Source organism: Phenylobacterium sp. (assembly GCF_030651755.1).
Classification (GTDB): domain Bacteria; phylum Pseudomonadota; class Alphaproteobacteria; order Caulobacterales; family Caulobacteraceae; genus Phenylobacterium.
Genome location: NZ_JAUSBZ010000017.1, coordinates 1 through 22,270, shown reverse-complemented (window position 1 = coordinate 22,270; position 22,270 = coordinate 1). Strand labels below are relative to the sequence as shown.

Here is a 22,270-nt window from a genome sequence, read left to right as displayed (position 1 = left end):
GGGGGGTTGGGGATGGTTAGCACGAGGTCCGCGTCATCAAGCAAACAGTTCAGGCCGCAGGTGCGTCCTTCGCCTCAGGGGCGAGCCCGTCTGAGGCCGCGGCCCGTGAGAGCCGTAGCCGCTCGCTGGCCCGCATCTTCTCGCTCTCCGACTTGAGCTGACCGCAGGCGGCCAGGATGTCCCGCCCCCGGGGCGTGCGGATGGGCGAGGCGTAGCCGGCCCGGTTCAGCACCGCGGCGAAGGCCTCGATCGTCTTCCAGTCCGAGCACTCATAGGGCGAGCCGGGCCACGGGTTGAACGGGATCAGGTTGATCTTGGCCGGAATGCCCTTGATCAGGTTGAGCAGGGCCTTGGCCTCGGCCGGGCTGTCGTTCACGCCCTTCAGCATGACGTATTCGAAGGTCACCCGGCGGGCGTTGGACAGGCCAGGATAGGCGCGGATGCCGGCCATCAGCTGATCCAGCGGATACTTCCGGTTCAGGGGCACCAACTCGTCGCGCAGCTCATCATTGGTGGCGTGCAGGGAGATGGCCAGCATGGCCTGGGTCTGGTCGCCCAGGGGGATCAGCTCCGGAACCACACCCGAGGTCGACACCGTGATCCGGCGGCGCGAGATGGCGATGCCCTCGTTGTCGGCGATGATGTCGATGGCGGCGGCCACATGGGGGAGATTGTAGAGCGGCTCGCCCATGCCCATGAAGACGATGTTGGAAAGCCGGCGATCCTCCTTGGGGCTCGGCCATTCCTCCAGATCATCCCGGGCCACCTGCACCTGGGCGACGATCTCTGCCGCCGTCAGGTTGCGCACCAGGGCCTGGGTGCCGGTGTGGCAGAAGGTGCAGTTCAGCGTGCAGCCCACCTGGCTGGAGACGCACAGGGCGCCCGAGCGGCCCACATCGGGAATGTAGACGGTCTCGACCTCGATGCCCGGAGCCATGCGGATCAGCCACTTGCGGGTGCCGTCCCGGGAGACCTGGCGCTCCACCACCTCAGGCCGCGCCAGGGTGAAGGCGGCTTCCAGGGCCGCGCGGGTCTCCTTGGCCACGTCGGTCATGGCGGCGAAGTCGGTCAGGCCATAGTGGTGGATCCAGCGCCACAGCTGGGTGGCCCGCATCCTGGCCTTGTCCGGACGCACGACGCCGGCCTCGATCAGGGCGGCCGCGAGCTGCGGTCGGGTCAGGCCCGACAGATTTGGCCGGGTCGGCGCGACGGCGGGCGCCGCGCGCGAGAGATCGAGGGTGACGCCCAAGGGTCTGAACTCACTGTCTGGAAGGTCCGCCAATATAGGCGAGGCCGCGCCACCTTCCAACTCGCCCCCGGATGACCCTGGGGAAGCCTTGGGCGTCGCCGGCCTCAAACAAATGTTCGTCTGCGACCTTCCGCCGCCGCCGGGGCTGGGTTAGCGTCCGCGCCAATCGCGAAAACTGGACGTGGGAGAACGACATGAAGGCTGTGCTGAGCAAGGTGACCGGCGGTCCTGAGACCCTGGTGGTGGAGGACATCCCCGCCCCTGTGGCCGGACCGGGTCAGGCCCTCATCTCGGTCAAGGCCGTCGGCGTCAATTTCCCAGACGTGCTGATGATCGAAGACAAGTATCAGGCGCGGCCCCCGCGGCCCTTCTCCCCCGGCGGGGAGCTGTCGGGCGTGATCAAGGCGGTCGGCGAAGGCGTGACCAATGTGAAGGTGGGTGATCGCATCCTGGCCAATACGGGCTGGGGCGGCATGGCCGAAGAGGTGGCGCTGCCGGCCAACCGCCTGTGGCACATCCCCGACAGCATGCCCCATGACGTGGCCGCCGCCTTCATCCTGACCTATGGCACCTCGTTCCACGCCCTGAAGCACCGCGGCCGGGTGAAGGCCGGCGAGAGCCTGCTGGTGCTGGGCGCCGCCGGCGGCGTCGGCCTGGCGGCTGTGGAGCTGGGCAAGGCGATGGGCATGCGGGTCGTCGCCGCCTGTTCCAGCCAGGAAAAGGTGGACCTGGCCATCGAACACGGCGCCGACGAGGGCGTGGTCTATGGCCGGGGCCCCTTCGACCGGGACGGTCAGAAGCAGCTGTCGGAACTGTTCAAGTCCAAGGCCGGCGCGGGCGGCTTCGACGTGATCTATGACGCCGTGGGCGGCGACTATGCCGAGCCGGCCCTGCGCACCATCGCCTGGGAAGGCCGCTACCTGGTCATCGGCTTCGCGGCCGGCGAAATCCCCAAGATTCCCCTGAACCTGACCCTGCTGAAGGGCTGCGAGATCGTCGGCGTCTTCTGGGGCACCTGGGCGGCCAAGGATCCCGAGGCCTTCGCCCAGAGCGTCAAGGACCTGCTGGACCTCTATGCGGCCGGCAAGATCAAGCCGCATGTCTCCGAGCGCTTCCCCCTGGACAAGGGCCCCGACGCCATCGCTCACCTGGCCAGCCGCAAGGCCATGGGCAAGGTGGTGGTCACCATCGACTGACGGTGGTCCCGGCGGCGGGGGAAGCATCGTCCCCTGCCGCCTGTCCCGCTGGAATCTCTGAGTCTGAGCGCGGCCCAGCCGTAAAACCGGGTTCCACTTTTACCGAACGCGCTCTAGTGATCGTCGATCACATAGATGAGGCGCCGACGCCTGTGCGTGCGCCCAAAGGGGAGATGCGTCATGGCCGGTCGTCTTGAGGGCAAGGTTGCGGTGATCACCGGCGGATGCTCCGGCATCGGCCTGGGGGCGGTGGAGCTGTTCGTCGCCGAGGGCGCCAAGGTGGTGGCCGCCGACATCCAGGACGAGAAGGGCGCCATGCTGGAGGCGCGCTTCGGCGATTCCGTCCGCTACGCCCACTGCGACGTCACCTCCGAGGATGACATCGTCGCCGCCTTGAAGCTGGCCGACAGCGCCTTCGGCGGCCTCGACATCCTGTTCAACAACGCCGGCATCTCCGACCGCATGGGGGCCATCACCGAGGTCACCGCCGAGGGCTGGGACTGGATCTTTTCCGTCCTGGTCCGCGGCCCGGCCCTGGGCATGAAGCACGCCGCGCCGATGATGATCGCCCGCGGCGGCGGCTCGATCATCAACACCGCCTCGATCGCCGGCCTGCAGGCGGGTTTTGGCCCGATCGCCTATTCCACGGCCAAGGCCGGCGTCATCCATATGAGCCGGGTGGCCGCCGCCCAGCTCTCGCGTCAGAAGGTGCGGGTCAACGCCATCTGCCCGGGCCTGATCGCCACCTCGATCTTCGGCGCCTCCCTGGGCCTGCCCCGCGAAGTGGCCGACCAGATGGCCGCCCGGGTCGAACAGGGCGCCGCCAGCGTCCAGCCGGTTCCCAAGGCCGGCCTGCCCGCCGATATCGCGCAGGCGGCCCTCTATCTGGCCTCAGACGCCTCGGCCTTCGTGTCGGGGACCCACCTCGTGGTGGACGGCGGCATCACGGTCGGCGGCCGCCACAGCTGGGATACGGACTCGCCTTCGCCCTTCGTGCAGATGTTCGGCGAGGATTCCCCTTTTGCGCCGGCTGCGACCGCCTCGTGAGGCGGGGCGGTTGAGCGACACCAAGGCGCCGCGGCCCCCCCTGGCCCCCAATGTCCATGGCGCCCTGTGGATGGTCGCCTCGGCCCTGGGCTTCACCGTCATGACGACGCTGATCAAGTTCCTCGGCGACGATTATCCGGCGGCCCTGCAGACCTTCTACCGTCAGGTGGCGGGGTTTGTGATCCTGATTCCGTTCATCATCAATCGACGGGGGGCGGCCTTCGCCACCACAAGGCCGGGCATACTGCTGTTCCGCTCGGCGGCGGGCACGCTGGGGATGATCCTGTCCTTCTACGCCTTCCAGAAGATGCCGCTCGCCGACGCCAACGCCCTGTCCTTCACCCGCACCCTCTGGCTGGTGCCGCTGGCCTTCTTCATCGTTCGCGAGCCCGTGGGACCGATGCGCATCGGGGCGGCCCTGGTGGGGTTCGCCGGCGTGCTGATCATGGTCAGGCCCGGCGCCGGGGGCGAGTTCGCCATCGGCTGGCCGGCGGCGGCCATGCTGGCCTCGTCCTTCCTGTTTGCGCTCACCATCACCGGCATGAAGGTGATGACCCGCGATCACAGCCCGATGGTGCTGCTGGTCTGGTCGGCGACCCTGGGCCTGGTCTTCGCCCTGCCCGGAGCGCTCTTCGTCTGGCGCTGGCCAGAGCCCTTCGACCTGTTCCTGCTGTGCGTCATGGGGGTGGTCGGAACCCTGACCCAGGGTTTCTACATCAAGGGCATGTCCATCGGTGACGCCGGCGCCATGGCCCCCATCGACTATATCCGCCTGGTGTTCGCCGCCGGAGCCGGCTTCCTGCTGTTCAATGAGCTTCCGACGATCTGGACCCTGACCGGCGCGGCGGTGGTGGTGGTCTCCACCCTGTTCATCACCTGGCGCGAGCAGCAGATTTCCCGCAAGGCCAGACAGAAGGCGGCCACGGAGATCTAGATCTCGGCGCCATCCTGGGCCTGCCGGTCAAGGAAGGCCTGGGCCGCGACCCGGTGGCGCGGTTTCACATATCGCCCGACCAGGGTCAGCATGGCCGCGAACACGGCGGCGTCATCGGTGAACCCCACTACCGCCAGGACGTCCGGAATGGCGTCGGCGGGCATGACGAAATAGGCCAGCGCCGCCAGCATCATGCCCTTGGCCGCGCTGGGTGTGGCCGGATCGCGGGCGCAGAACCACACGGCGACCGCCTCTGAGGCGAAGGGGATCTTGGCGGCGGTGCGGACGATCTTGGGCCAGAAGCCCTTTCGCACCCGCTCCTCATTGACCTTGATCACCGCCGGAACCAGGGCCCGTTTCGGGTCCAGAGCCTCGGCCGGATTAAATCCGCCGGTCTTGACGTGGGGTGATGCTTTGGTCCGCGCGGTCATCAGGTTAAGCCAGTTTCAGGTTGCACCATTAAACGCATCAGGAGGCGTAGCGTCCATGAAACTTGATTCCTCTGTCGCCGCGGTCGTCACCGGCGGCGCATCCGGCCTCGGCGAGGCCACCGTCCGCGCCCTGGCCGCCCATGGGGTGAAGGTCGCTATCTTCGACATGAACGCTGACAAGGGCGAAGCGGTCGCCAAGGATGTCGGCGGGGTGTTCTGCAAGGTCGATGTCACAGACGACGCCACGGTCGAGGCCGGCTTCGAAAAGGCTCGCGCCGCCCATGGTCAGGAGCGGATCCTGATCAACTGCGCCGGCACCGGCTTTGCGGCCAAGACCGCCAGCCGCGACAAGACCACGGGCGAGGCCAGGTCCCATCCGATCGCGATCTTCGAGAAGATCGTTCAGATCAACCTGATCGGCACCTTCCGCTGCGTGGCCAAGTCGGCCCAGGGCATGCTCTCCCTGGAGCCCCTGGAGGACGGCGAGCGCGGGGTGATCGTCAATACGGCGTCCGTCGCCGCGGTGGATGGCCAGGTGGGCCAGGCGGCGTATTCGGCGTCCAAGGGCGGCGTGGTCGGCATGACCCTGCCCATCGCCCGGGACCTGATGAACGATGGCGTGCGGGTCAACACCATCCTGCCGGGCATCTTCAACACCCCGCTGATGAACGCCGCGCCAGAGAATGTGAAGGCCGCCCTGGCCGCCTCGGTGCCCTTCCCCAAGCGCCTGGGCAACGCCGAGGAATACGCCTCCCTGGCCGTGGAGATGTGCCGCAACGGCTACTTCAACGGCGAGCATGTCCGCCTCGACGGCGCGATCCGCATGCCGCCGCGCTAAGGGTTTGATCACGGCCGGGGTTTCCCCGGCTGCGACATTGCGCCACAGTGGGGGCTTGAGTAGCAAGAGCCCTCACTGGGGGTGCGTCCAGCCATGATGGCCACCTGGGCCCAACGCTTCGCGACAGCCATCGAGCGGCCCGCGATCGCCTACAGCATGGTCGTGGGCGCCGTGGCCGCCTCGTCAGCGGTGCAGGGCGTCCTCGAGCTGGTCCTGACCGGACCGCCAGCCTTCATGATCTATTACCCGGCGATCATCTTCGCCACGGTGGTCGCCGGGGCCAGAGGCGGGCTGAGCGCGGTGGCCCTCAGCGCCCTGGTGGCCGCGGTGCTCTGGCCAGCGGAGGCCCGGGCCGGCGCCACCCTGCCGGTCTCGGTGGGACTCTTCATCTTCACGGGGGGCCTGACCGTCGCCCTGGCCAAGCCGCTGAGGGTGGCGATCCAGCGGGGCGCCGCGGTCCAGGAGCGCTTCCGCATCGCCCAGCGGGCGGCCAAGGACAGCTTTGTCATCCTCGATCCGGTTCGGGAAAATGGCGAGGTCGTCGACTTCGTCTGGATCTACGCCAACACCGCCGCCGATCGGATGGCGCCGAGCGGCGTCTCGACCCTGGTCGGCCGGCGGGTGCTGGAGGTTTTCCCTGACGACACGGGACAGGCGATGTTCGAACGCCTGCGATCGGGCCTGAGCCAGGACGAGGCTGACGAAGTGGAGGTCCGGCGGACCATCGATGGCCAGGAGCATTGGCTAAGGTCCAGCGTCATGCGGGTCGGCGTCGGCGTCGCGGCGACGTTCCGGGATGTCACGGAACAGAGGATGGCGGTCCAGGCCCTGCGCCAGGGAGAGGCGCGGGTGCGGGCCTTTGTCGAGTCGCTGCCGCAGCTCATGTGGGTCAGCGACGCTCAGGGGGCATGGACCTTCGCCAGCTCCCAGTGGTTCGACTTCACCGGTCAGGCGCCGGGCGATCCCCTCGGCGACGGCTGGTTGGCCGTGGTGCACCCGGAAGACTGCGACGCCGTGGCCGAGGCCTGGAGGCAGGCGGTCCAGAACCTGTTGCCCTTCGCCCCGCAGTTCCGCCTGCGCCGGGCCGATGGCGCCTTCCGGTGGTTCCATGGCCGCGCCTCGCCTCTGCTCGACCCCGACGGCGAGGTCCGGCGTTGGTTCGGCTCGGCCTCCGACGTGACCGAGGTGTTGGAGGCCCAGCAGGACCTGGAGGTCCGTGTCGCCCAGCGCACCCGCGACCTGGAGGCCAGCCTCGAGGCCAAGGCCCGCACCGAGGCGGCGTTGGCCCAGGCCCAGCGCCTGGAGACGGTGGGCCGACTGACGGGGGGCGTGGCCCACGATTTCAACAATCTTCTGACCGTCGTAATCGGCGGGCTGGACATGATTCTGAAGAACCCCGCCGATCAGACGCGGGTGGAGCGTCTGGCCGCCGCCGCCCTGGCGGCCGGACGTCGGGGGGAGCGTCTCACCCGCCAGTTGCTGGCCTTTTCCCGCCGCCAGGAGCTGCGCCTGGACAATCTGGCGGTCGCCCCGCTGATCGAGCAGATCGAGCCCCTGGTGCGTCGGGCGGCTGGTGAGGCGATCCATCTGGTCATCGACTGCGCCGCCGACGTCGGGGCCGCCCGCCTGGACGCCGCCCAGTTCGAAGCCGCCATCTTGAACCTGGTGGTCAACGCCGCCGACGCCACGCCCGCCGGAGGCGAAATCCGGATCGAGGTCCGCAGGGTGCGACTGGACGCCGATCAGGTGCGCGAGACCCCGGCGGGGAATTATGTGCGTCTGAGTGTCGCCGATACCGGGGCCGGCATGGCGCCCGACGTGCTCGAACATGTCTTCGAGCCCTTCTTCACCACCAAGGAGACCGGCAAGGGCACCGGCCTTGGGCTCGCCCAGGTCTATGGCTTCATCCGCCAGTGCGGCGGCGGGGTCGATATCCAGAGCGCGCCGGGAGAGGGCTCGACCATCAATCTCTATCTGCCCGCCGCGGAGGTCGCTGGCGTCCTGGCGCTGGACGCCGAGGATCAGGCGGCCGAGCCGGTCATCGGCGGCCTGCGGATCCTGCTGGTGGAGGATGACGATGCGGTCCGTGCCGTCACGGAGGGCCTCTTGAACGACCTGGGCTGCCAGGTCGAAACCGCGACCACCGGGGCCGAAGCCCTGGCTCGCCTGGGCCGCAGCGTCGACTTCGACCTGGTCCTGTCGGATATCGTCATGCCCGGTGGAGTCAGTGGGGTCGATCTTGCGCGGCAGTTGCGACGGGACCATCCCGACCTGCCCGTGGTCCTGGCCACAGGCTATAGCGGCGAGACCCTCGATGACCCCGAGGAGGCGGAGGCCTGGCCGATCCTGCGCAAGCCGTTCCGCGCCGAACAGCTCAGTTCAGCGGTGCGGCAGGCCGCCGGCGGCTAGGCCACGTTCCGTAAGCGTGGAACCGGTCTCACGGTTAACAGCGCTCAAGCCATGACGCCCTAGCGCCGCCGAAGTCCCCCCAGCACGCCGCGGACGATTTCCCGCCCGATCTGACTGCCGACCGTGCGCAGGACCGACTTGGTGAAGGCCTCACCCAGACCCTGGCGGTTGCTTCCGCCGCCGCTGCTGCGACGGCTTGTGGGCGCACTGGGGGCTGATGGGCCCCGGGCGGGGGGGCGAGCCGGGGCGGCGGCCGCCTGGGCGCGCCTCTGCAGCATCTCATGGGCGGACTCCCGGTCCAGGGTCCTGTCATAGAGGCCGCGAACGGGGCTCTGCGCCATCAATGCGTCGCGCTCGGCCGGCGTGGCCGGTCCCAGGCGCGAGGCTGGCGGTCGGATGAGCGTCTTCTGGACGACGCAGGGCGCGCCCTTTTCATCCAGCAGGGAGACCAGGGCCTCCCCCACGCCCAGCCCCTGGATCGCCTCAGCGGTGTCGAAATCGGGATTGGTGCGAAATGATTGCGCCGCCGCCCGCAAGCCCTTCTGGTCGGCCGGCGTATAGGCCCGCAGGGCGTGTTGAATGCGGTTGCCCAGCTGGCCCAGCACGCTGTCGGGAATATCGGCCGGGTTCTGGGTGACGAAATAGACTCCCACCCCCTTGGAGCGGATCAGCCGCACCACCTGTTCGACCTTTTCCAGCAGGCCCCGGGGGGCGTCGCGGAACAAGAGGTGCGCCTCGTCGAAGAAGAAAGCCAGGCGGGGCTTTTCCGGATCCCCCACCTCCGGCAGCTCCTCGAACAGCTCCGACAGCAGCCACAGCAGGAAGGTGGCGTAGAGCCTGGGCGAATTGATCAGCCGGTCGGCGGCCAGGATGTTCACATGGCCTCGGCCAGAGCCGTCCACCCGCATGAGGTCCGAGAGGGCCAGCGCCGGCTCGCCAAAGAAACCTGCGGCCCCCTGATCTTCCAGCACCAGCAGCTTGCGCCGGATCGCCGCGAGGCTGGTCTTGGCCACGGCGCCATAGCGGGCGCTGATATCGGCGGCGTTCTCGCTGACAAAGCCCAGCACCGCCTGCAGATCCTTCAGGTCCAGAAGCAGCAGGCCCTCCTCGTCGGCCACCCGGAAGGCGACGGTGAGCACGCCTTCCTGGACGTCGTTCAGCTCCAGCATCCGCGACAGCAACAGGGGGCCGACCTCCGACACCGTGGCGCGGATGGGGTGGCCCTGTTCGCCAAACAGGTCCCAGAACACGGTCGGCGCCGCCAGGCTGGGCAGGTCGAGGTCCATCTTGGTGGCCCGCGCCAGCAGCTTCTCATTGGGGCTCCCGGCCATGGCCACGCCGGACAGATCGCCCTTCACATCGGCGGCGAAGACCGGCACGCCGGCGTCCGACAGGCCCTGGGCCAGGATCTGCAGGGTCACGGTCTTGCCCGTTCCCGTCGCCCCGGCCACCAGCCCATGGCGGTTGGCGCGGTCCAGGCGCAGGGCCAGCCGCTCGCCGCCCCCCAGACCGACAAGCACCCCTGCTTCGGCCTCTGTGATCGTACGCCCCATGACCCTGGTCCCTTTGCTTCGACACTCAAGCTAGCGACCCGCGCGCGCCTGGACCAGCCATGGCCGGCGCACCGCGTCCAAAGGGCGTGCGAGGCGCAGTCGACCCGGGTTTCCAGAGTTTCAGGCATGAAAATGCCGAACCCGGCTGGCAAGGCGGCGCCGATTTGCAGACCCGTTGACGGCGACGACGGGGCAAAGGACAGTCTCAGAGAATCAGCAGGCTTTTCCCGTATCTTCTCCGGCCGCCCAGGCGGTTCGCGATGATCGGCCCCGACCTCGGAGCTGCGGGATGTGTGGATGACGGGTCTTCCCTTTGACGCTTGAGCACCTATCTGAAGTCCTGTCGGGGGTCGCCCGCCCCCGGCTTCGTCGTATCGCCCCGCATGGGACGCCGATACGGCGAGCCCCCAGGGTTTCGACGGACCCCCCCGTCGGAACCAGGCGCCGCCGGACTCTCTCCTCCGGCGGCGTTCTGCTGAATTGGAGCCTGGCATGAGCACGTCCCCCACCCCGACACCGGAAGAGCTGGGCCGTGTCCTGGCCGACAAGCTGCTGGCCCGCCTGGGGCCGGGCCTCGCCGAAGACCACGCCTTGCAGGCCTTTGCGACCCAGGCGGCCGAGGACGTGGTCCCGTCCGAGCTGCCGGAATTCGACCTGGATGACCTGGCCGCCAATCTGGCCGAGTTCTGGCGGTTCGCCGACAAACGCCGCGGCCTGTCGCCGATCATAAGGGTGGCCCGCGCCGTCCGCGGCTCGGACGCCGCGCCCCTCGCCGACCTGGATCGGGTGGAGATCGTCCAGGAGGACGCCCCCTTCCTGGTGGACAGCGTCATGGGGGAGATCGCCGAGCAGGGCTTCCAGGTCCGGGCGATGTTCCATCCGGTGGTCCAGGCGCCTCGGGACGAGAAGGGCCTGCGCAATGCGCAAGGGACGCTCCGTCGGGAGTCGATGATCCAGGTCTTCGTCGATCGCATCGGTCCTGATCGCGAGGAGGCGCTGCTGAGCGGGCTGCGCGCGGCCCTGTCGGACGCCCGCGCCGCCGTGGCTGATTTCCCCGCCATGCTCGACCTGATGGGGCGAACCGTCTCCGAACTGGAGGCCCTTGCGCCGCACACGCCGCAGCGGGAAGAGGAACTGGCCTTCCTCCGCTGGCTGCACACTGAGCACTTCGTGTTTCTCGGCGCGCGGATCTACGAATACCCCCGCGCCGAGGGTGGCGACTACGCCTCTGAGGAGCCGCTCTTTCAGCCGCAGGATGGGCTGGGCGTCCTGCGCGACCCGCAGCAACGGGTCCTGCGGCGGACCAACGAGCCGGCCGTGCTCACCGCCCAGCTGGCGAGGCGGCTGGAGGATGACTCGGCGGTCACCGTCGCCAAGGCCAATATGCGCTCCCGGGTCCACCGGCGCGGCTATATGGACTATGTGGGGGTGCGCCGGTACGGCCCGGATGGCCGCCCCTCAGGCGAGGTGCGGTTTGTCGGCCTGTTCACCGCCGAGGCCTATGATCAGGCGGTGGCCGCGGTCCCCCTGGTGCGGGCCAAGGCGGCCGGGGCCCTGTCCCGGGCCGCCAAGGCGCCGGGCAGCCACAACGCCAAGCGGCTGAAGAACATCGTCGAGAACTATCCCCGCGACGAACTCTTCCAGATGACCGAGGACGAGCTGCTGACCAATGCGCTCGGTGTCCTGCATCTCCACGACCGGCCCCGGGTGCGCCTGTTCGAGCGCCGCGACCCCTTCGACCGGTTCTGCTCGATCCTGCTGTTCGTGCCGCGGGAGCGCTACGATTCCGACCTGCGGATCAGGGCCGGCCAACTTCTGGCTCAGGCCTATGGGGGCCGGGTCTCGGCCTATTATCCGAGCTTCTCGGACTCCCCCCTGGCGCGGGTGCATTTCATCATCGGCTTCACCGCCGGCCAGAAGCGCGAGCCGGACCTGGCCGCCGTTGAGGCTGAGATCACCGAGGCGGCGCGCACATGGGAGGATCGTTTCGAGGCCGCCGTGCGCGATCTGGACCGCCCGGCGCAGGTCACGGGCGACCTGCTGGGACGCTACTATGGGGCGTTTCCGGCCGGCTATCGTGATCGCTATGACGCCGCCGAGGCCCTGGCCGATGTGGCGGTGATCGACGACCTGTCGGCCGATGAGGTGGTGCGGGTGCGGGCCTTCCGCCGCGACGGAGACACCACCCGAAACTTCCGCTTCAAGCTCTATCGTCCCATGGATCCGGCCCCCCTGGCCGACGTCTTGCCGATCCTGGAGAGCATGGGCCTCAAGGCCATGGCCGAGGCCGGCTATCCGGTTCGCCGGGTCGGCGCCGGGCCGGTCTGGGTCCACGAGTTCGAGCTCGATGATCCCCGGGGCGCTGATCTGGTGTTCGAGGACGTCAAGGCCTGTTTCGAGCAGGCCTTCGTCGCCGTCTGGACCGGCCAGACGGAGAATGACGGCTTCAACCGTCTGGTGCTGGAGCTATCCATCAGCTGGCGGGAGGCCGCCCTGGTCCGGGCGCTGGCCCGCTATCGCCAGCAGACGGGCCTGGATCCGTCCCAGCGCCTGCAGGAAGAGGCGCTGAGCCGCCGGCCCGGAGTCACCCGCCTGATCCTGGACCTGTTCCGCACGCGCTTTGACCCCGCCGTCCGCGCCGACCTTGGCGAACGGCAGGCCCAGGCGGCCGCAGTGATGGACGAGATCACCGAGGCCCTGCAATTGGTCGAGAGTCTGGACGACGACCGGGTGCTGCGCCGCATCGCCCTGCTGGTCCAGTCGATCCTCCGCACCAATTATTACCAGACCGGGGACGACGGCCGGCCGGCACCCTTCATCAGCTTCAAGGTGGCCAGCGAGGATCTGGCCGATCTGCCGGCCCCCAAGCCGTATCGCGAGATCTATGTCTGGTCGACCACGGTCGAGGGCGTCCACCTGCGCTTTGGCCCCGTGGCCCGGGGCGGTCTGCGCTGGTCCGACCGCCGGGATGATTTCCGCACAGAGGTGCTCGGCCTGGCCAAGGCCCAGCAGGTGAAGAACGCCGTCATCGTGCCGGTGGGCGCCAAGGGCGGCTTCTATCCCAAGGCCCTTCCCGTCGGTGGGAGTCCCGATGCGGTCCGCGCGGCCGGGATCGAGGCCTACAAGACCTTCCTGCGCGGCCTGCTGGACATCACCGACAACCTGACCCCCGAAGGCCAGGTGATCGCCCCCAAGGGCGTGGTGGCCCATGACGGGGAGGACCCCTATCTGGTGGTCGCCGCGGACAAGGGTACGGCCACCTTCTCGGACATCGCCAATGAACTGGCCGAGTCCTATGGTTTCTGGCTCGGCGACGCCTTCGCCTCGGGCGGTTCGGCGGGCTACGACCACAAGGAGATGGGCATCACCGCCCGGGGGGCCTGGGAGGCGGTCAAGCGCCACTTCCGGGAGCTGGGCAAGGACATCCAGGCCGAGCCCTTCACCGTCATCGGCGTCGGGGACATGTCCGGGGACGTGTTCGGCAATGGCATGCTGCTGTCGCGGCAGATCCGTCTGCAGGCGGCCTTCGACCACCGCCATATCTTCCTCGATCCCAATCCCGATCCCGAGGCCAGCTTTGTCGAGCGCGAGCGCATGTTCGCCCTGCCGCGCTCGTCCTGGGACGACTATGACCGGGAGAAAATCTCAGCGGGCGGCGGGGTCTTCCCCCGCAGCCAGAAATCGATCCCGCTCAGCCCCGAGGTTCGCAGCCTCCTGGATGTCCACGCCGAGAGCCTGACCCCCATTGAGCTGATCAGCGCCATCCTGAAAGCGAAAGCCGAGCTGCTCTATCTCGGCGGCATCGGCACCTATGTGAAGGCCGCGGCCGAGAGCCATGCCGATGTCGGCGACAAGGCCAATGACGCCCTGCGGATCAACGCCCAGGACCTGCGCGTGCGGGTGGTGGGCGAGGGCGCCAATCTGGGTCTGACCCAGGCCGCCCGGATCGCCTTCGCCGAATCCGGTGGTCGAGTGAACAGTGACGCCATCGACAATTCGGCCGGAGTCGATTCCTCCGACCATGAGGTCAATATCAAGATCCTCACCGGCATGGTCGAGCGGGCCGGCGACCTCACCCGGCCTGATCGCGACATGCTGCTGCGCTCGATGATCGACGACGTGGCCGCCCATGTGCTGGAGCACAACTACGATCAGAATCAGGCGCTGTCGCTGCTGGAGCTGGACGCCGTCGGCGAACTGGAGCCCCACGCCCGCTTCATGACGCGCCTGGAGTCCATGGGCCGCCTGGACCGGGCCGTGGAGGGGCTGCCCGACGCCCTGGCCCTCACTGAGCGGGCCGACGCCGGGCTGGGCCTTAGCCGACCCGAACTGGCGGTGTTGATGGCCTATGGCAAGATCCAATTGTTCCGCGAAATGGTCGAAACCGAGGTTCCAGACGACCCCTGGTTCGAACAGGTGCTGGAGGGCTATTTCCCCGCGCCCCTGATGCGCTACGCGCCCGAAATGCGTCGCCACCGGCTGCGCCGGGAGATCATCGCCACGGTGGTGGCCAATGACGTGGTCAACCGCTGTGGCCCCAGTTTCCCCAGCCGCCTGATGGCTGCGGCCGGCTGCGACGCCCGGGCCTTCTTCGTGGGCTATGAGGCCGCCCGCGCGGTGCTGGGCGTGGCGCCCCTCTGGGAGTCTATCGAGGCGTTGGACCATCAGGTCCCCGCGCACGCCCAGTTGCTGCTGTTGCGCCAGGTGGCCCGTCAGTTGCGCGGCCTGACCTTCTGGTTCGCCCGCCGCGCCTTCCGCCAGGGCGAGGGGGTCAGCGCCTTGATCGATCGCTACGCCAAGCCCGCCCGGGCGCTGAAGGCCCTGGCGCCGGAGGTGCTGACCCCGGTGGAGCGCGCTGATCTGGAGGCTCTGGCCGACCGGCTGACCGCCGCCGGCGCCCCCGCAGACATGGCCAAGGCCGTGGTCGAGCTGCAGCCCCTGACCGTGGCCGCCGACCTCGCCGACCTGGCTGAGGTTTCAAGCTGGCCAGTGGAGAACGTCGCCCGGCTGCATCACAAGGTGGGCGAGATGTTTGGCTTTGACCGGCTGCGGGCCGCCGCCGGAAGCCACTCGGCCGGGGACATCTTCGAACGGACCGCCGTTCGAAGGTTGGTGGAGGACCTGCTGGGCGAACAGACCATCGTGGCCAAGGCGGTGATGGCCAAGGCCCGTGGAGCCGGAGCCGGCGCAGACTCCCAGGCCGCCGAGACCGCGATCAAGGTCTGGGCGAAAATCCACGACGAGACTGTGGCCGCCGCAGGTCGCACCATGGGAGAGATCGAGGCCGCGCCAGGAGGCTGGACCTTCGCCAAGCTGACCATCGCCCACGGCGCCCTGCGCGAACTGGCGGTCCGAGCAGGGGGCTGAGCGGCCAAAGCGCGTTCCGATAAGGGGATCCGGTTATCGGAAGAAACGCCCTCAAGACTTAGAGTGGCCTAGTGCCGGAAGACCCGCACGCCGGTGAAGGCCATGGCCAGGCCGGCCGCATCGGCCGCGGCGATCACCTCTTCGTCGCGAATCGAGCCGCCCGGCTGGATCACCGCGGTCGCCCCGGCCTCGGCGGCCTGGATCAGGCCGTCGGCGAACGGGAAGAAGGCGTCCGAGGCGCAGGCCGAACCCTTGGCGAGCGACTCCGGCAGGCCGGCGGTCTCCGCAGCCTCAGCCGCGCGGAGGGCGGCGATCCGAGCGGAGTCCTTGCGGTTCATCTGGCCCGCCCCGATGCCAGCGGTCTGGCCATCGCGGGCATAGACGATGGCGTTGGACTTCACATGCTTGGCCACGGTGAAGGCGAACAGCATGTCGCGCAGCTCCGCCTCCGTCGGCTGGCGCTTGGTCACGATCTTCAGGTCGGCGGCGGTGATGTGGGCGTTGTCCCGGCCCTGCACCAGGAAGCCTCCGGCCACCTGCCGCCAGGTGAGCCCGGCGGCCCTGGGATCGGGCAGGCCGCCGGTGATCAGCAGGCGCAGGTCCTTCTTCTTCTTGAAGATGGCGATGGCTTCATCGTCCGCCTCAGGGGCCACCACCACCTCGGTGAAGACCTTGACGATTTCCCGGGCTGCGGCCGCGTCCAGCCGGCGGTTGACCGCCACGATGCCGCCGAAGGCCGAGACTGGATCGCACTGCAGGGCGCGGTGATAGGCCTCGGCCAGGTCAGCGCCGAGCGCCACGCCGCAGGGGTTGGCGTGCTTGATGATGGTCACCGCCGCGCTGGCGGCGGGGTCGAACTCGGCTGCCAATTCGATGGCCGCATCGGTGTCGGCGATGTTGTTGTAGGACAGGGCCTTGCCCTGCAGCTGGGTGGCGCTGGCCACCCCTGGACGGTTCGAGCCGTCAGAATAGAAGGCCGCGGCCTGGTGCGGGTTTTCCCCATAGCGCATGGTCTGGACCAGCTCGCCGGCGAAGGCCCGGCGGCGCGGCGCCTGCTCTTCCAGCTCCGCGGCGAACCACTGGGAGATGGCCGCGTCATAGGCTGCGGTGCGGGCATAGGCGCGGGCGGCCAGACGCTTGCGCAGGGCTAGAGACGTGGACCCCTCGGCCTTGAGGGCCTCGATCACCTCTTCCAGGTCGGCGCGCTCGGTGCAGACGGCGACGTATCCGTGGTTCTTGGCGCCCGACCGGATCATGGCCGGCCCGCCGATGTCGATGTTCTCGACGCAGGACGCGAAATCGCCGCCCCCGGCCACGGTCTGCTCGAAGGGATAGAGGGTCACATAGACGATATCGATCGGGCCGATGCCGTGCTCGGCCATGGCCTGGGCGTGGTGATCAGCGTCCCGAACCCCCAGCAGGCCCCCATGCACCACCGGGTGCAGGGTCTTGACCCGGCCGTCCATCATTTCCGGGAATCCGGTGAGGTCGGCGACGTCCTTCACCGGCAGACCGGCCGCGGCGATGGCCGCCTTGGTGCCGCCGGTGGAGACCAACTCCACCCCCATGTCCGAGAGCGCCCGGGCGGCCTCCACCAGGCCGGTCTTGTCGGAGACCGACAAGAGGGCGCGGACAGGTTTGACGGCGTCGGGGGCGGCGGGGAAGTCGGGGGCGGCGGGCACGGCGGTCTCCTGGCGGGAAAGGTGACGAGGCGTGCCCAGGCGAGCGGCGTATGAGGTCCTGGCTCCCCGGTGGTCACCCACCTCGATTTTCGCCAGTCACGCAGGACAGGGGGCTCGTAGCGCCGCCCGATCATCGGAGTCAATGCGCCGCCTCACCGCGGGGGCGGCCAGGGTTCGGCGGCCGCCAGCTTCCAGCGCAGACGGGCGCCGGCCTCCTGCCGGACCTGACCGCGGAGCACCACCTGACTGGTCCGCCGGGCCTGGCCTTCCTGGAAGAAGACCGAGGCCTCGATGGCCACCTCCATGGCGTCATTGCGCAGCCACCAGCCGGTCTCTTCTCCGTCGGCCTTGATCAGGACGCTCTTGCCGTCCCTCGCCAAGGAGGCGCGGGCGTCGGGGTGGATGTGGAAACGAACGGAGAAGGGGATGAACCGCCGGGGATCCTCCCCCGGAGCCGCGTCGGACACTGGCGTGAACCGGTCCTCGCCGCGAAGTTCGTCGGTGGCCAGGTCCAGATAGAGCCGTCGCTCGTGGCGCAAGCCGAACCGCCGGACCCACCCATCGTGGGACATTTCCAGCCACAGCGCCCCGTCGGCCTGCTGGCGGCGGGCCGCCACGGCGGCGTCGGCGCCGATCAGCCGAGGCCCCAGCGCCCGTGCCTGCAGGCCGCGAACCGGTTCGCCGCAGGGCAGGTCTCCGAGGGAGGCGGTGGAGGCCGCATCGGCCAGACGCAGGGCCTCGGGACCTACCGCGTCGGGGGACCAGCCGCAGTTGGTGATCGCCCGGCGACCGCTAATCAGCACTTCCAGGGCCAGGGGCTGGGCGCAGGCGCTGACGCTCCACGGGCCGCTCGCCGGCGGCGCGGCGTCAGCGACCAGTTGCAGGCTGCGGCTCTCCAGGCGCTGATAGCCGTTGCGGGAGGTCGGCAGGGTGCGGCCGGCGTCGTTCTCGCTGGCCCGGGCGGCGGCCACCAGGGCCGGCCGCAGGGCCTCGCCCCCTTGGAAGACCGGCAAGGCCCCATCGGCCAGGGTGAAGAATCGCACCGCCCCCACGAGCCGGTCGATGGCCCGCATCATCTCGTCCGGCGGGGCGATCCCGCGCTGAACCAAGGCCTCGTCCAGGGTCTGGAGGTCCAGGAGCAGTTGCAGCGCCGCTTGGGGGGAGCGGGACGCGTGACCCCCATCGGCCTCGACAGTGTCGGCCAGGGCCCTGACCAGGCGCTCCAGGGCCTTGGCGACCAGCCGGTCGCCGGCCTCGCCGGCCAGGACAGCGCCGGCCAGCGCCACGGCGCAGGCCCGCTCGGCAGCGCGCACGGGACCATCGATCGCCGCCAGCAGGTGGCGGGCCTGTCGGGCGAGATCCAGGGCGATCTGGCTGGACTCGGCGTCCGAGGCTCCGGCGCAGATGGCCGGCGCCCCGCAGGCCAGGTTGAACACCCGGCGCTCCAACACCTCGGGGTCCCAGGAAAAGCCGTTCCAACGGCCAAAGGTGCGTCGCCAGGTCAGGGTCAGGCGCAGGCCTTCGGCCGCCCCGCTCTCGCCGACCGCCAGCAGGTCCCGCAGCCAGTCGAACCGGTGCAGGGCGATGGCGAAGCGCCGGCTGGGATTGGGGCGGTCCCAGGGGTCGCCCTTGGGGCCGGCGTGCAGGGTGGCCCCGGCGAAGGTGAAATCCCCGAGGAGGATGCGCCGGCCGTTCTCGGCCCGACCGGGGCGCGGGTCAGGCGGCGCGCCGGTGAGGCCTTCGGGTCGGGGGCGCGCCAGGATCCAGCGATGCAGGGGAGAGCCCGCCCACTCCCGGCGGATTTGACGGCGCAGGCCCACAGCCAGAGCCAGGGCGGACACCTGGCCAGGCAGACGCCTTCGCGCCGGCGCCGGGGGAGGCTGTCCGGCCACGAGCGCCCCGCTCACCCGCCCCGAAGGGCGGTGATGTTGGCGGCGTAGGCGCTGGCGCCGCCCTTGAAGACGGCGGTGCCGGCCACCAGGGCGCTGGCCCCGGCCTCCAGGCAGAGCGGGGCGGTCTCTGGCGTGACGCCGCCATCAACCTCCAGGTGGATGTCACGACCCGTGGCGTTGATCATCTCTCGCAGGCGGCGGATCTTGGCCAACTGCGAGGTCATGAACTTCTGCCCGCCGAAGCCTGGATTGACCGACATGACCAGGATCAGGTCGACCTGGTCCATGATCGACTCGAGGACGGCGGGCGAGGTGGACGGGTTGAACACCACGCCGGCCTTGCAGCCCAGGCTGCGGATCAGCTGCAGCGTCCGGCTCAGGTGCGGTCCGCTTTCGGGATGGACGCTGATCAGGTCGGCGCCGGCCTTGGCGAAGGCCTCCACATAGGGGTCAGCCGGCGCGATCATCAGATGCACGTCAAAGGGGATGGAGACGTGGGGCTTCAGCGCCTTCACCACATCAGGGCCAATGGTGATGTTGGGCACGAAATGGCCGTCCATCACATCGATATGCACCCAGTCGGCGCCGGCGGCTTCAATGGCCCGGCATTCCTCGCCCAGGCGAGCGAAGTCAGCGGCCAGGATGGAGGGGGCGATGAGAGGCGTGCGCGTCATCGTCTGGACTTAACCCAAGCCGCGGGGCGGCCACAAGGACCGCCGGCCGCGGGGATGACGCAGGTCGGCCGGGGCTCAGCTCTGCCGCAGGAAGCGGGCGACATAGAAGCCGTCGGTTCCGCCCGGGCTGTGGAAGGGCAAGATGCGAAGGGTTCCGTCCGGGCGCACGCTGGCGGCCGGCGCGCCGCCCTCTCCGGCGGCGATGGGCTCTAGGACGAAGTTCGGGTGGCGAGACAGAAACCCCGCGACCTGCGATTCGCCTTCCTCGGGCTCCAGGCTGCAGACGCAATAGATCAGCCGACCCTGGGGGGCGACCCGTGGTGCGGTGGCGTCCAGCAGACGGGCCTGGGTCTCGGCCAGGCTGGCGATGTCGGCCGGCCGCGCGGCCCAAAGGACGTCGGGATGGCGGCGGAAGGTGCCGGTGGCCGAGCAGGGGGCGTCCAGCAGGACGGCGTCGAACAGGTCGGGCGCCTTCCATTCCGTGGCGTTGGCGGTGACAGTGGCCGCCTTCAGCCCCATCCGCTCCAGATTGGCGGCCAGGCGTTTGAGCCGGCCGGCCGAGCGGTCCAGCGCCGTCACGCTGGCGCCGGTGGCGGCCAGCTGGAGGGTCTTGCCGCCGGGCGCGGCGCAGAGGTCAAGCACCTGCTGGTCGGGACCGGCCTCCAGTAGGCGGGCGGGGATGGCGGCCGAGGCGTCCTGCACCCACCAGGCGCCGGCCTCGAACCCCGGCCAGGTCGCCAGATCGCCCCGGCGGGCGGTGCGCAGGCTGCCGCCGGGCAGAATCTCGGCCTCCAGTTCAGTCGCCAGGGCCTCGGCCGTGGCGGAATCGCGAACAGAGAGATCGGTGGCTGGCTCCTGGGCGATCACCTTGGCGATTTCGAGCGCGGTCTCCGGGCCGAACGCCTGGGTCCAACGGGCCATCAGCCAGGGCGGCGCCAAGGCTTCGGGAACATCCAGGTTCGGCGGTTCGCGCAACAGGCCCCGCAGGACGGCGTTGACCAGGCCCTTGAAGGGCGCGGTGTCCCGGCGGGAGGCGGCCAGATCGACGCTGGTGGCCACCGCGGCGAAGGGCGGGGTGTCCAACAGGAAGGCCTGGGCCACGCCGATCCGCAGGATCTGCCGCACCCCGTCCGGCGGCGACTTGGCCAGCTTGGCGTCCAGCGCCCGGTCGATGGGGCCAAGCCGGCGCAGGGTGGCCATGGCCAGGGCCCGGGCGAAGGCCCGGTCCCTCGGCGATAGCGCGCCGAAGGCCGGCGTGGAGATCGCCTCCTCCAGGCCGGTGCGTCGCGCCAGGGCGGCGGTCAGGATGTCGAGGGCTGCGCCCCGGGCGGGAAGGCCAAGATCATTGTCGTCGTTCACCGCCTGCGAGGTGCCCGCTCAGCCGCCCTCAGGCAAGCCTTGATGTGATCAGAGGGCTGTTGAGGGCGCCTTGCGCGCCACGATCACGATGGCGACCGCGAAGACGCCCATCCCGGCCACCATCAGGGCCTCCCCCACCGCCATGACCGGCAGTACGCTCCGGTCGCCCAGCAGCAGCAGCGCCAGCAGCGGCAGCGAGATCAGATTGCCGACATTGGAGACGAAGAAATTGACCCAGGCCAGGCGTCGGGGCGCGAGGTCTCCGGCCAGTCCGTAAAAGGCGCCCATCAGGGCGAGGCTCGCCCAGCCGAGCAGGTTGATATGGGCGTGCACCGGCGAAAGGGTGTGGTCGCCCGAAGCGCCCATCCACACACCCATCACCATGCCTATCAGGGCATAGGCCACCGCCGACCCAAAAAAGGCGACCGACAGTCTGGTCATCGTCGTCTAGATCTCCGTTCGCGCTTAGGGCGAGCACGCCCATCGTATCGCCCCCCAGGCGCGTGTGGCGGCGCATAAACCAAAGTTCGACGAACGCGACAAGGCCCCAGGCGCCGCCTGAACAACTCTGGTTTTTGGCGGCCTCTGGCGCGGCGTCCCTGTCGCCCGGGCGGTTCAGTGACTAACTAGGTTGGCGGCGGCCTTTCCGCCTGACGACCGAGCCCAAAGATGTCCCAAGATCAGATCCCCAATGCGGCCCCCGGCAAGTCCCTGACGGCCGCCGCCCGCCGCGCCCTCGAAGAGGCCCAGGCCCGCCGCGACGCCGAGGCCGCCCTGCAGCCGCCCCCCGAGGAGGGCGGCCCCAAGGGGCCGGAGCCCACGCGCTTCGGCGACTGGGAGCGCAAGGGGATCGCCGTCGACTTCTAGGGCCGGCGGCCCCTCGACCTGACCTGGAAAGCCCTCTGGTCAAGCTCGCGCAGGACTTGCAAGGACTCGCGCCCGCCCACCCTGGCGCGTTAGCGTTCCGTTAAGTTTTGTATCTGGAGCGTAAGATGTCCTGGTCCCACCGCCTGATCGCCGGTTTCACCTTTGCGATGCTGATGGGCGGCGTTGCCGCCGCCTGCCCGGCGCACAATCCCTGTCCGGCGGCGGCCGGCGGCTATTCCAGCGGCTATGGCGGCCAGACCTATCACCACAGTTCCGGCTACAGCGAGACCTATGGGTATGAGCAGGCCACGGTGAGCGACGCCTACGGGACCCGCGGCTACGCCCAGGAATATGGCCCCTATCGGCAGGACTTTGGCCACCCGCCGCATGGTCACCCACAACCGCCGCATCACGGCTATCCGCCGCCGGCCTATGGGCCGCGGCAATATGCGCCCCCCTATCATGGCCCAGCACCCTATCCGCAGCCGGTCTACGGTCCCTGCTGCGCGCCCTGCGTGTCGTCCTGTGGGTCGGCCCATGGGGAGGTCCTGCCCATGAGCTTCTTCGCCGACACAGGCGGGGTCGGCCCGATCCCCTCGGGCGGCTATGGCGGCGGCGGCTACATGATCGTGAACAGCGGCGGCTCGTCCTACGCCTCGGCCCAGGCCTCAGCCTCGGCCCGGGCGTCAGCCCAGGTCTCGGTGCGTGGCGGCTATGTGATCGGCCATGGCGGCCATCACGGCGGTCATCATGGCGGCAAGGGCGGCGGCCA

Annotated in this window: 15 protein-coding genes, 1 pseudogene and 1 riboswitch; of the genes and pseudogenes, 8 read left to right on the top strand and 8 right to left on the bottom strand. The window is 69.4% G+C overall.

What is annotated here, in order from left to right:
- Positions 1–49: 49 nt before the first annotated feature.
- Complete coding sequence (gene rlmN, locus Q7V15_RS01510; RefSeq protein ID WP_304753250.1) at positions 50–1,249, bottom strand: 23S rRNA (adenine(2503)-C(2))-methyltransferase RlmN; 1,200 nt, start codon at positions 1,247–1,249, stop codon at positions 50–52.
- Between the two features lie 194 nt (positions 1,250–1,443).
- Between rlmN and Q7V15_RS01505 the strand changes: the two genes are divergently transcribed.
- The 3 genes from Q7V15_RS01505 (at position 1,444) to Q7V15_RS01495 (ending at position 4,426) form a co-directional block, all read left to right on the top strand.
- Positions 1,444–2,445: an NADPH:quinone oxidoreductase family protein gene (locus tag Q7V15_RS01505; protein ID WP_304753249.1), complete on the top strand. Its 1,002-nt coding sequence runs from the start codon at positions 1,444–1,446 to the stop codon at positions 2,443–2,445.
- Between the two features lie 180 nt (positions 2,446–2,625).
- Entirely contained in the window at positions 2,626–3,492 is an 867-nt protein-coding gene (locus Q7V15_RS01500; protein WP_304753248.1) for an SDR family NAD(P)-dependent oxidoreductase, read from the top strand.
- Between the two features lie 70 nt (positions 3,493–3,562).
- Complete coding sequence (locus Q7V15_RS01495) at positions 3,563–4,426, top strand: DMT family transporter (RefSeq protein ID WP_304753287.1); 864 nt, start codon at positions 3,563–3,565, stop codon at positions 4,424–4,426.
- On the opposite strand, the gene Q7V15_RS01490 is transcribed toward Q7V15_RS01495, so the two are convergent.
- Positions 4,423–4,857 (bottom strand): YkvA family protein, encoded by a 435-nt coding sequence (locus Q7V15_RS01490; RefSeq protein WP_304753247.1) that lies wholly within the window; start codon positions 4,855–4,857, stop codon positions 4,423–4,425. The genes Q7V15_RS01495 and Q7V15_RS01490 overlap by 4 nt on opposite strands.
- 55 nt (positions 4,858–4,912) lie before the next feature.
- Here Q7V15_RS01490 and Q7V15_RS01485 point away from each other — a divergent pair, with 55 nt between their 5' ends.
- Both Q7V15_RS01485 and Q7V15_RS01480 read left to right on the top strand, forming a co-directional pair.
- Entirely contained in the window at positions 4,913–5,695 is a 783-nt protein-coding gene (locus Q7V15_RS01485; RefSeq protein WP_304753245.1) for an SDR family NAD(P)-dependent oxidoreductase, read from the top strand.
- A 93-nt stretch (positions 5,696–5,788) separates the two neighbouring features.
- Entirely contained in the window at positions 5,789–8,104 is a 2,316-nt protein-coding gene (locus Q7V15_RS01480) for a PAS domain-containing sensor histidine kinase (RefSeq protein ID WP_304753243.1), read from the top strand.
- Positions 8,105–8,163: 59 nt separating this feature from the next.
- Here Q7V15_RS01480 and Q7V15_RS01475 read toward each other — a convergent pair whose 3' ends face one another.
- A complete protein-coding gene (locus Q7V15_RS01475) occupies positions 8,164–9,657 on the bottom strand; it encodes a helicase HerA-like domain-containing protein (protein ID WP_304753242.1) in 1,494 nt (497 codons plus the stop codon).
- 492 nt (positions 9,658–10,149) lie between these two features.
- Here Q7V15_RS01475 and Q7V15_RS01470 point away from each other — a divergent pair, with 492 nt between their 5' ends.
- Positions 10,150–15,024, top strand: coding sequence for an NAD-glutamate dehydrogenase (locus Q7V15_RS01470; RefSeq protein WP_304753240.1), 4,875 nt, complete (start codon positions 10,150–10,152; stop codon positions 15,022–15,024).
- Between the two features lie 68 nt (positions 15,025–15,092).
- Here the strand turns inward: Q7V15_RS01470 and purH are convergent, their stop codons facing one another.
- The 5 genes from purH to Q7V15_RS01445 all read right to left on the bottom strand — a co-directional run bounded on the left by purH (position 15,093) and on the right by Q7V15_RS01445 (position 21,072).
- Positions 15,093–16,706 carry a bifunctional phosphoribosylaminoimidazolecarboxamide formyltransferase/IMP cyclohydrolase gene (purH, locus tag Q7V15_RS01465; protein WP_304753238.1) on the bottom strand — a complete coding sequence of 538 codons (1,614 nt, stop codon included), beginning with the start codon at positions 16,704–16,706 and terminating at the stop codon, positions 15,093–15,095.
- Positions 16,707–16,732: 26 nt separating this feature from the next.
- Positions 16,733–16,816, bottom strand: a riboswitch (ZMP/ZTP riboswitch).
- A gap of 42 nt (positions 16,817–16,858) precedes the next feature.
- Complete coding sequence (locus Q7V15_RS01460; protein WP_304753236.1) at positions 16,859–18,547, bottom strand: heparinase II/III family protein; 1,689 nt, start codon at positions 18,545–18,547, stop codon at positions 16,859–16,861.
- Positions 18,548–18,609: 62 nt separating this feature from the next.
- Positions 18,610–19,272, bottom strand: a complete 663-nt coding sequence (gene rpe, locus Q7V15_RS01455) for a ribulose-phosphate 3-epimerase (protein ID WP_304753234.1) — start codon at positions 19,270–19,272, stop codon at positions 18,610–18,612.
- Positions 19,273–19,347: 75 nt separating this feature from the next.
- Complete coding sequence (locus Q7V15_RS01450) at positions 19,348–20,631, bottom strand: RsmB/NOP family class I SAM-dependent RNA methyltransferase (protein ID WP_304753232.1); 1,284 nt, start codon at positions 20,629–20,631, stop codon at positions 19,348–19,350.
- 48 nt (positions 20,632–20,679) lie between these two features.
- Positions 20,680–21,072, bottom strand: a complete 393-nt coding sequence (locus Q7V15_RS01445) for a hypothetical protein (protein ID WP_304753229.1) — start codon at positions 21,070–21,072, stop codon at positions 20,680–20,682.
- Positions 21,073–21,300: 228 nt separating this feature from the next.
- Here Q7V15_RS01445 and Q7V15_RS01440 point away from each other — a divergent pair, with 228 nt between their 5' ends.
- A complete protein-coding gene (locus Q7V15_RS01440) occupies positions 21,301–21,498 on the top strand; it encodes a DUF1674 domain-containing protein (protein WP_304753227.1) in 198 nt (65 codons plus the stop codon).
- A gap of 125 nt (positions 21,499–21,623) precedes the next feature.
- Positions 21,624–22,270 (top strand): annotated as a pseudogene (locus tag Q7V15_RS01435) (hypothetical protein); the annotation flags it as partial.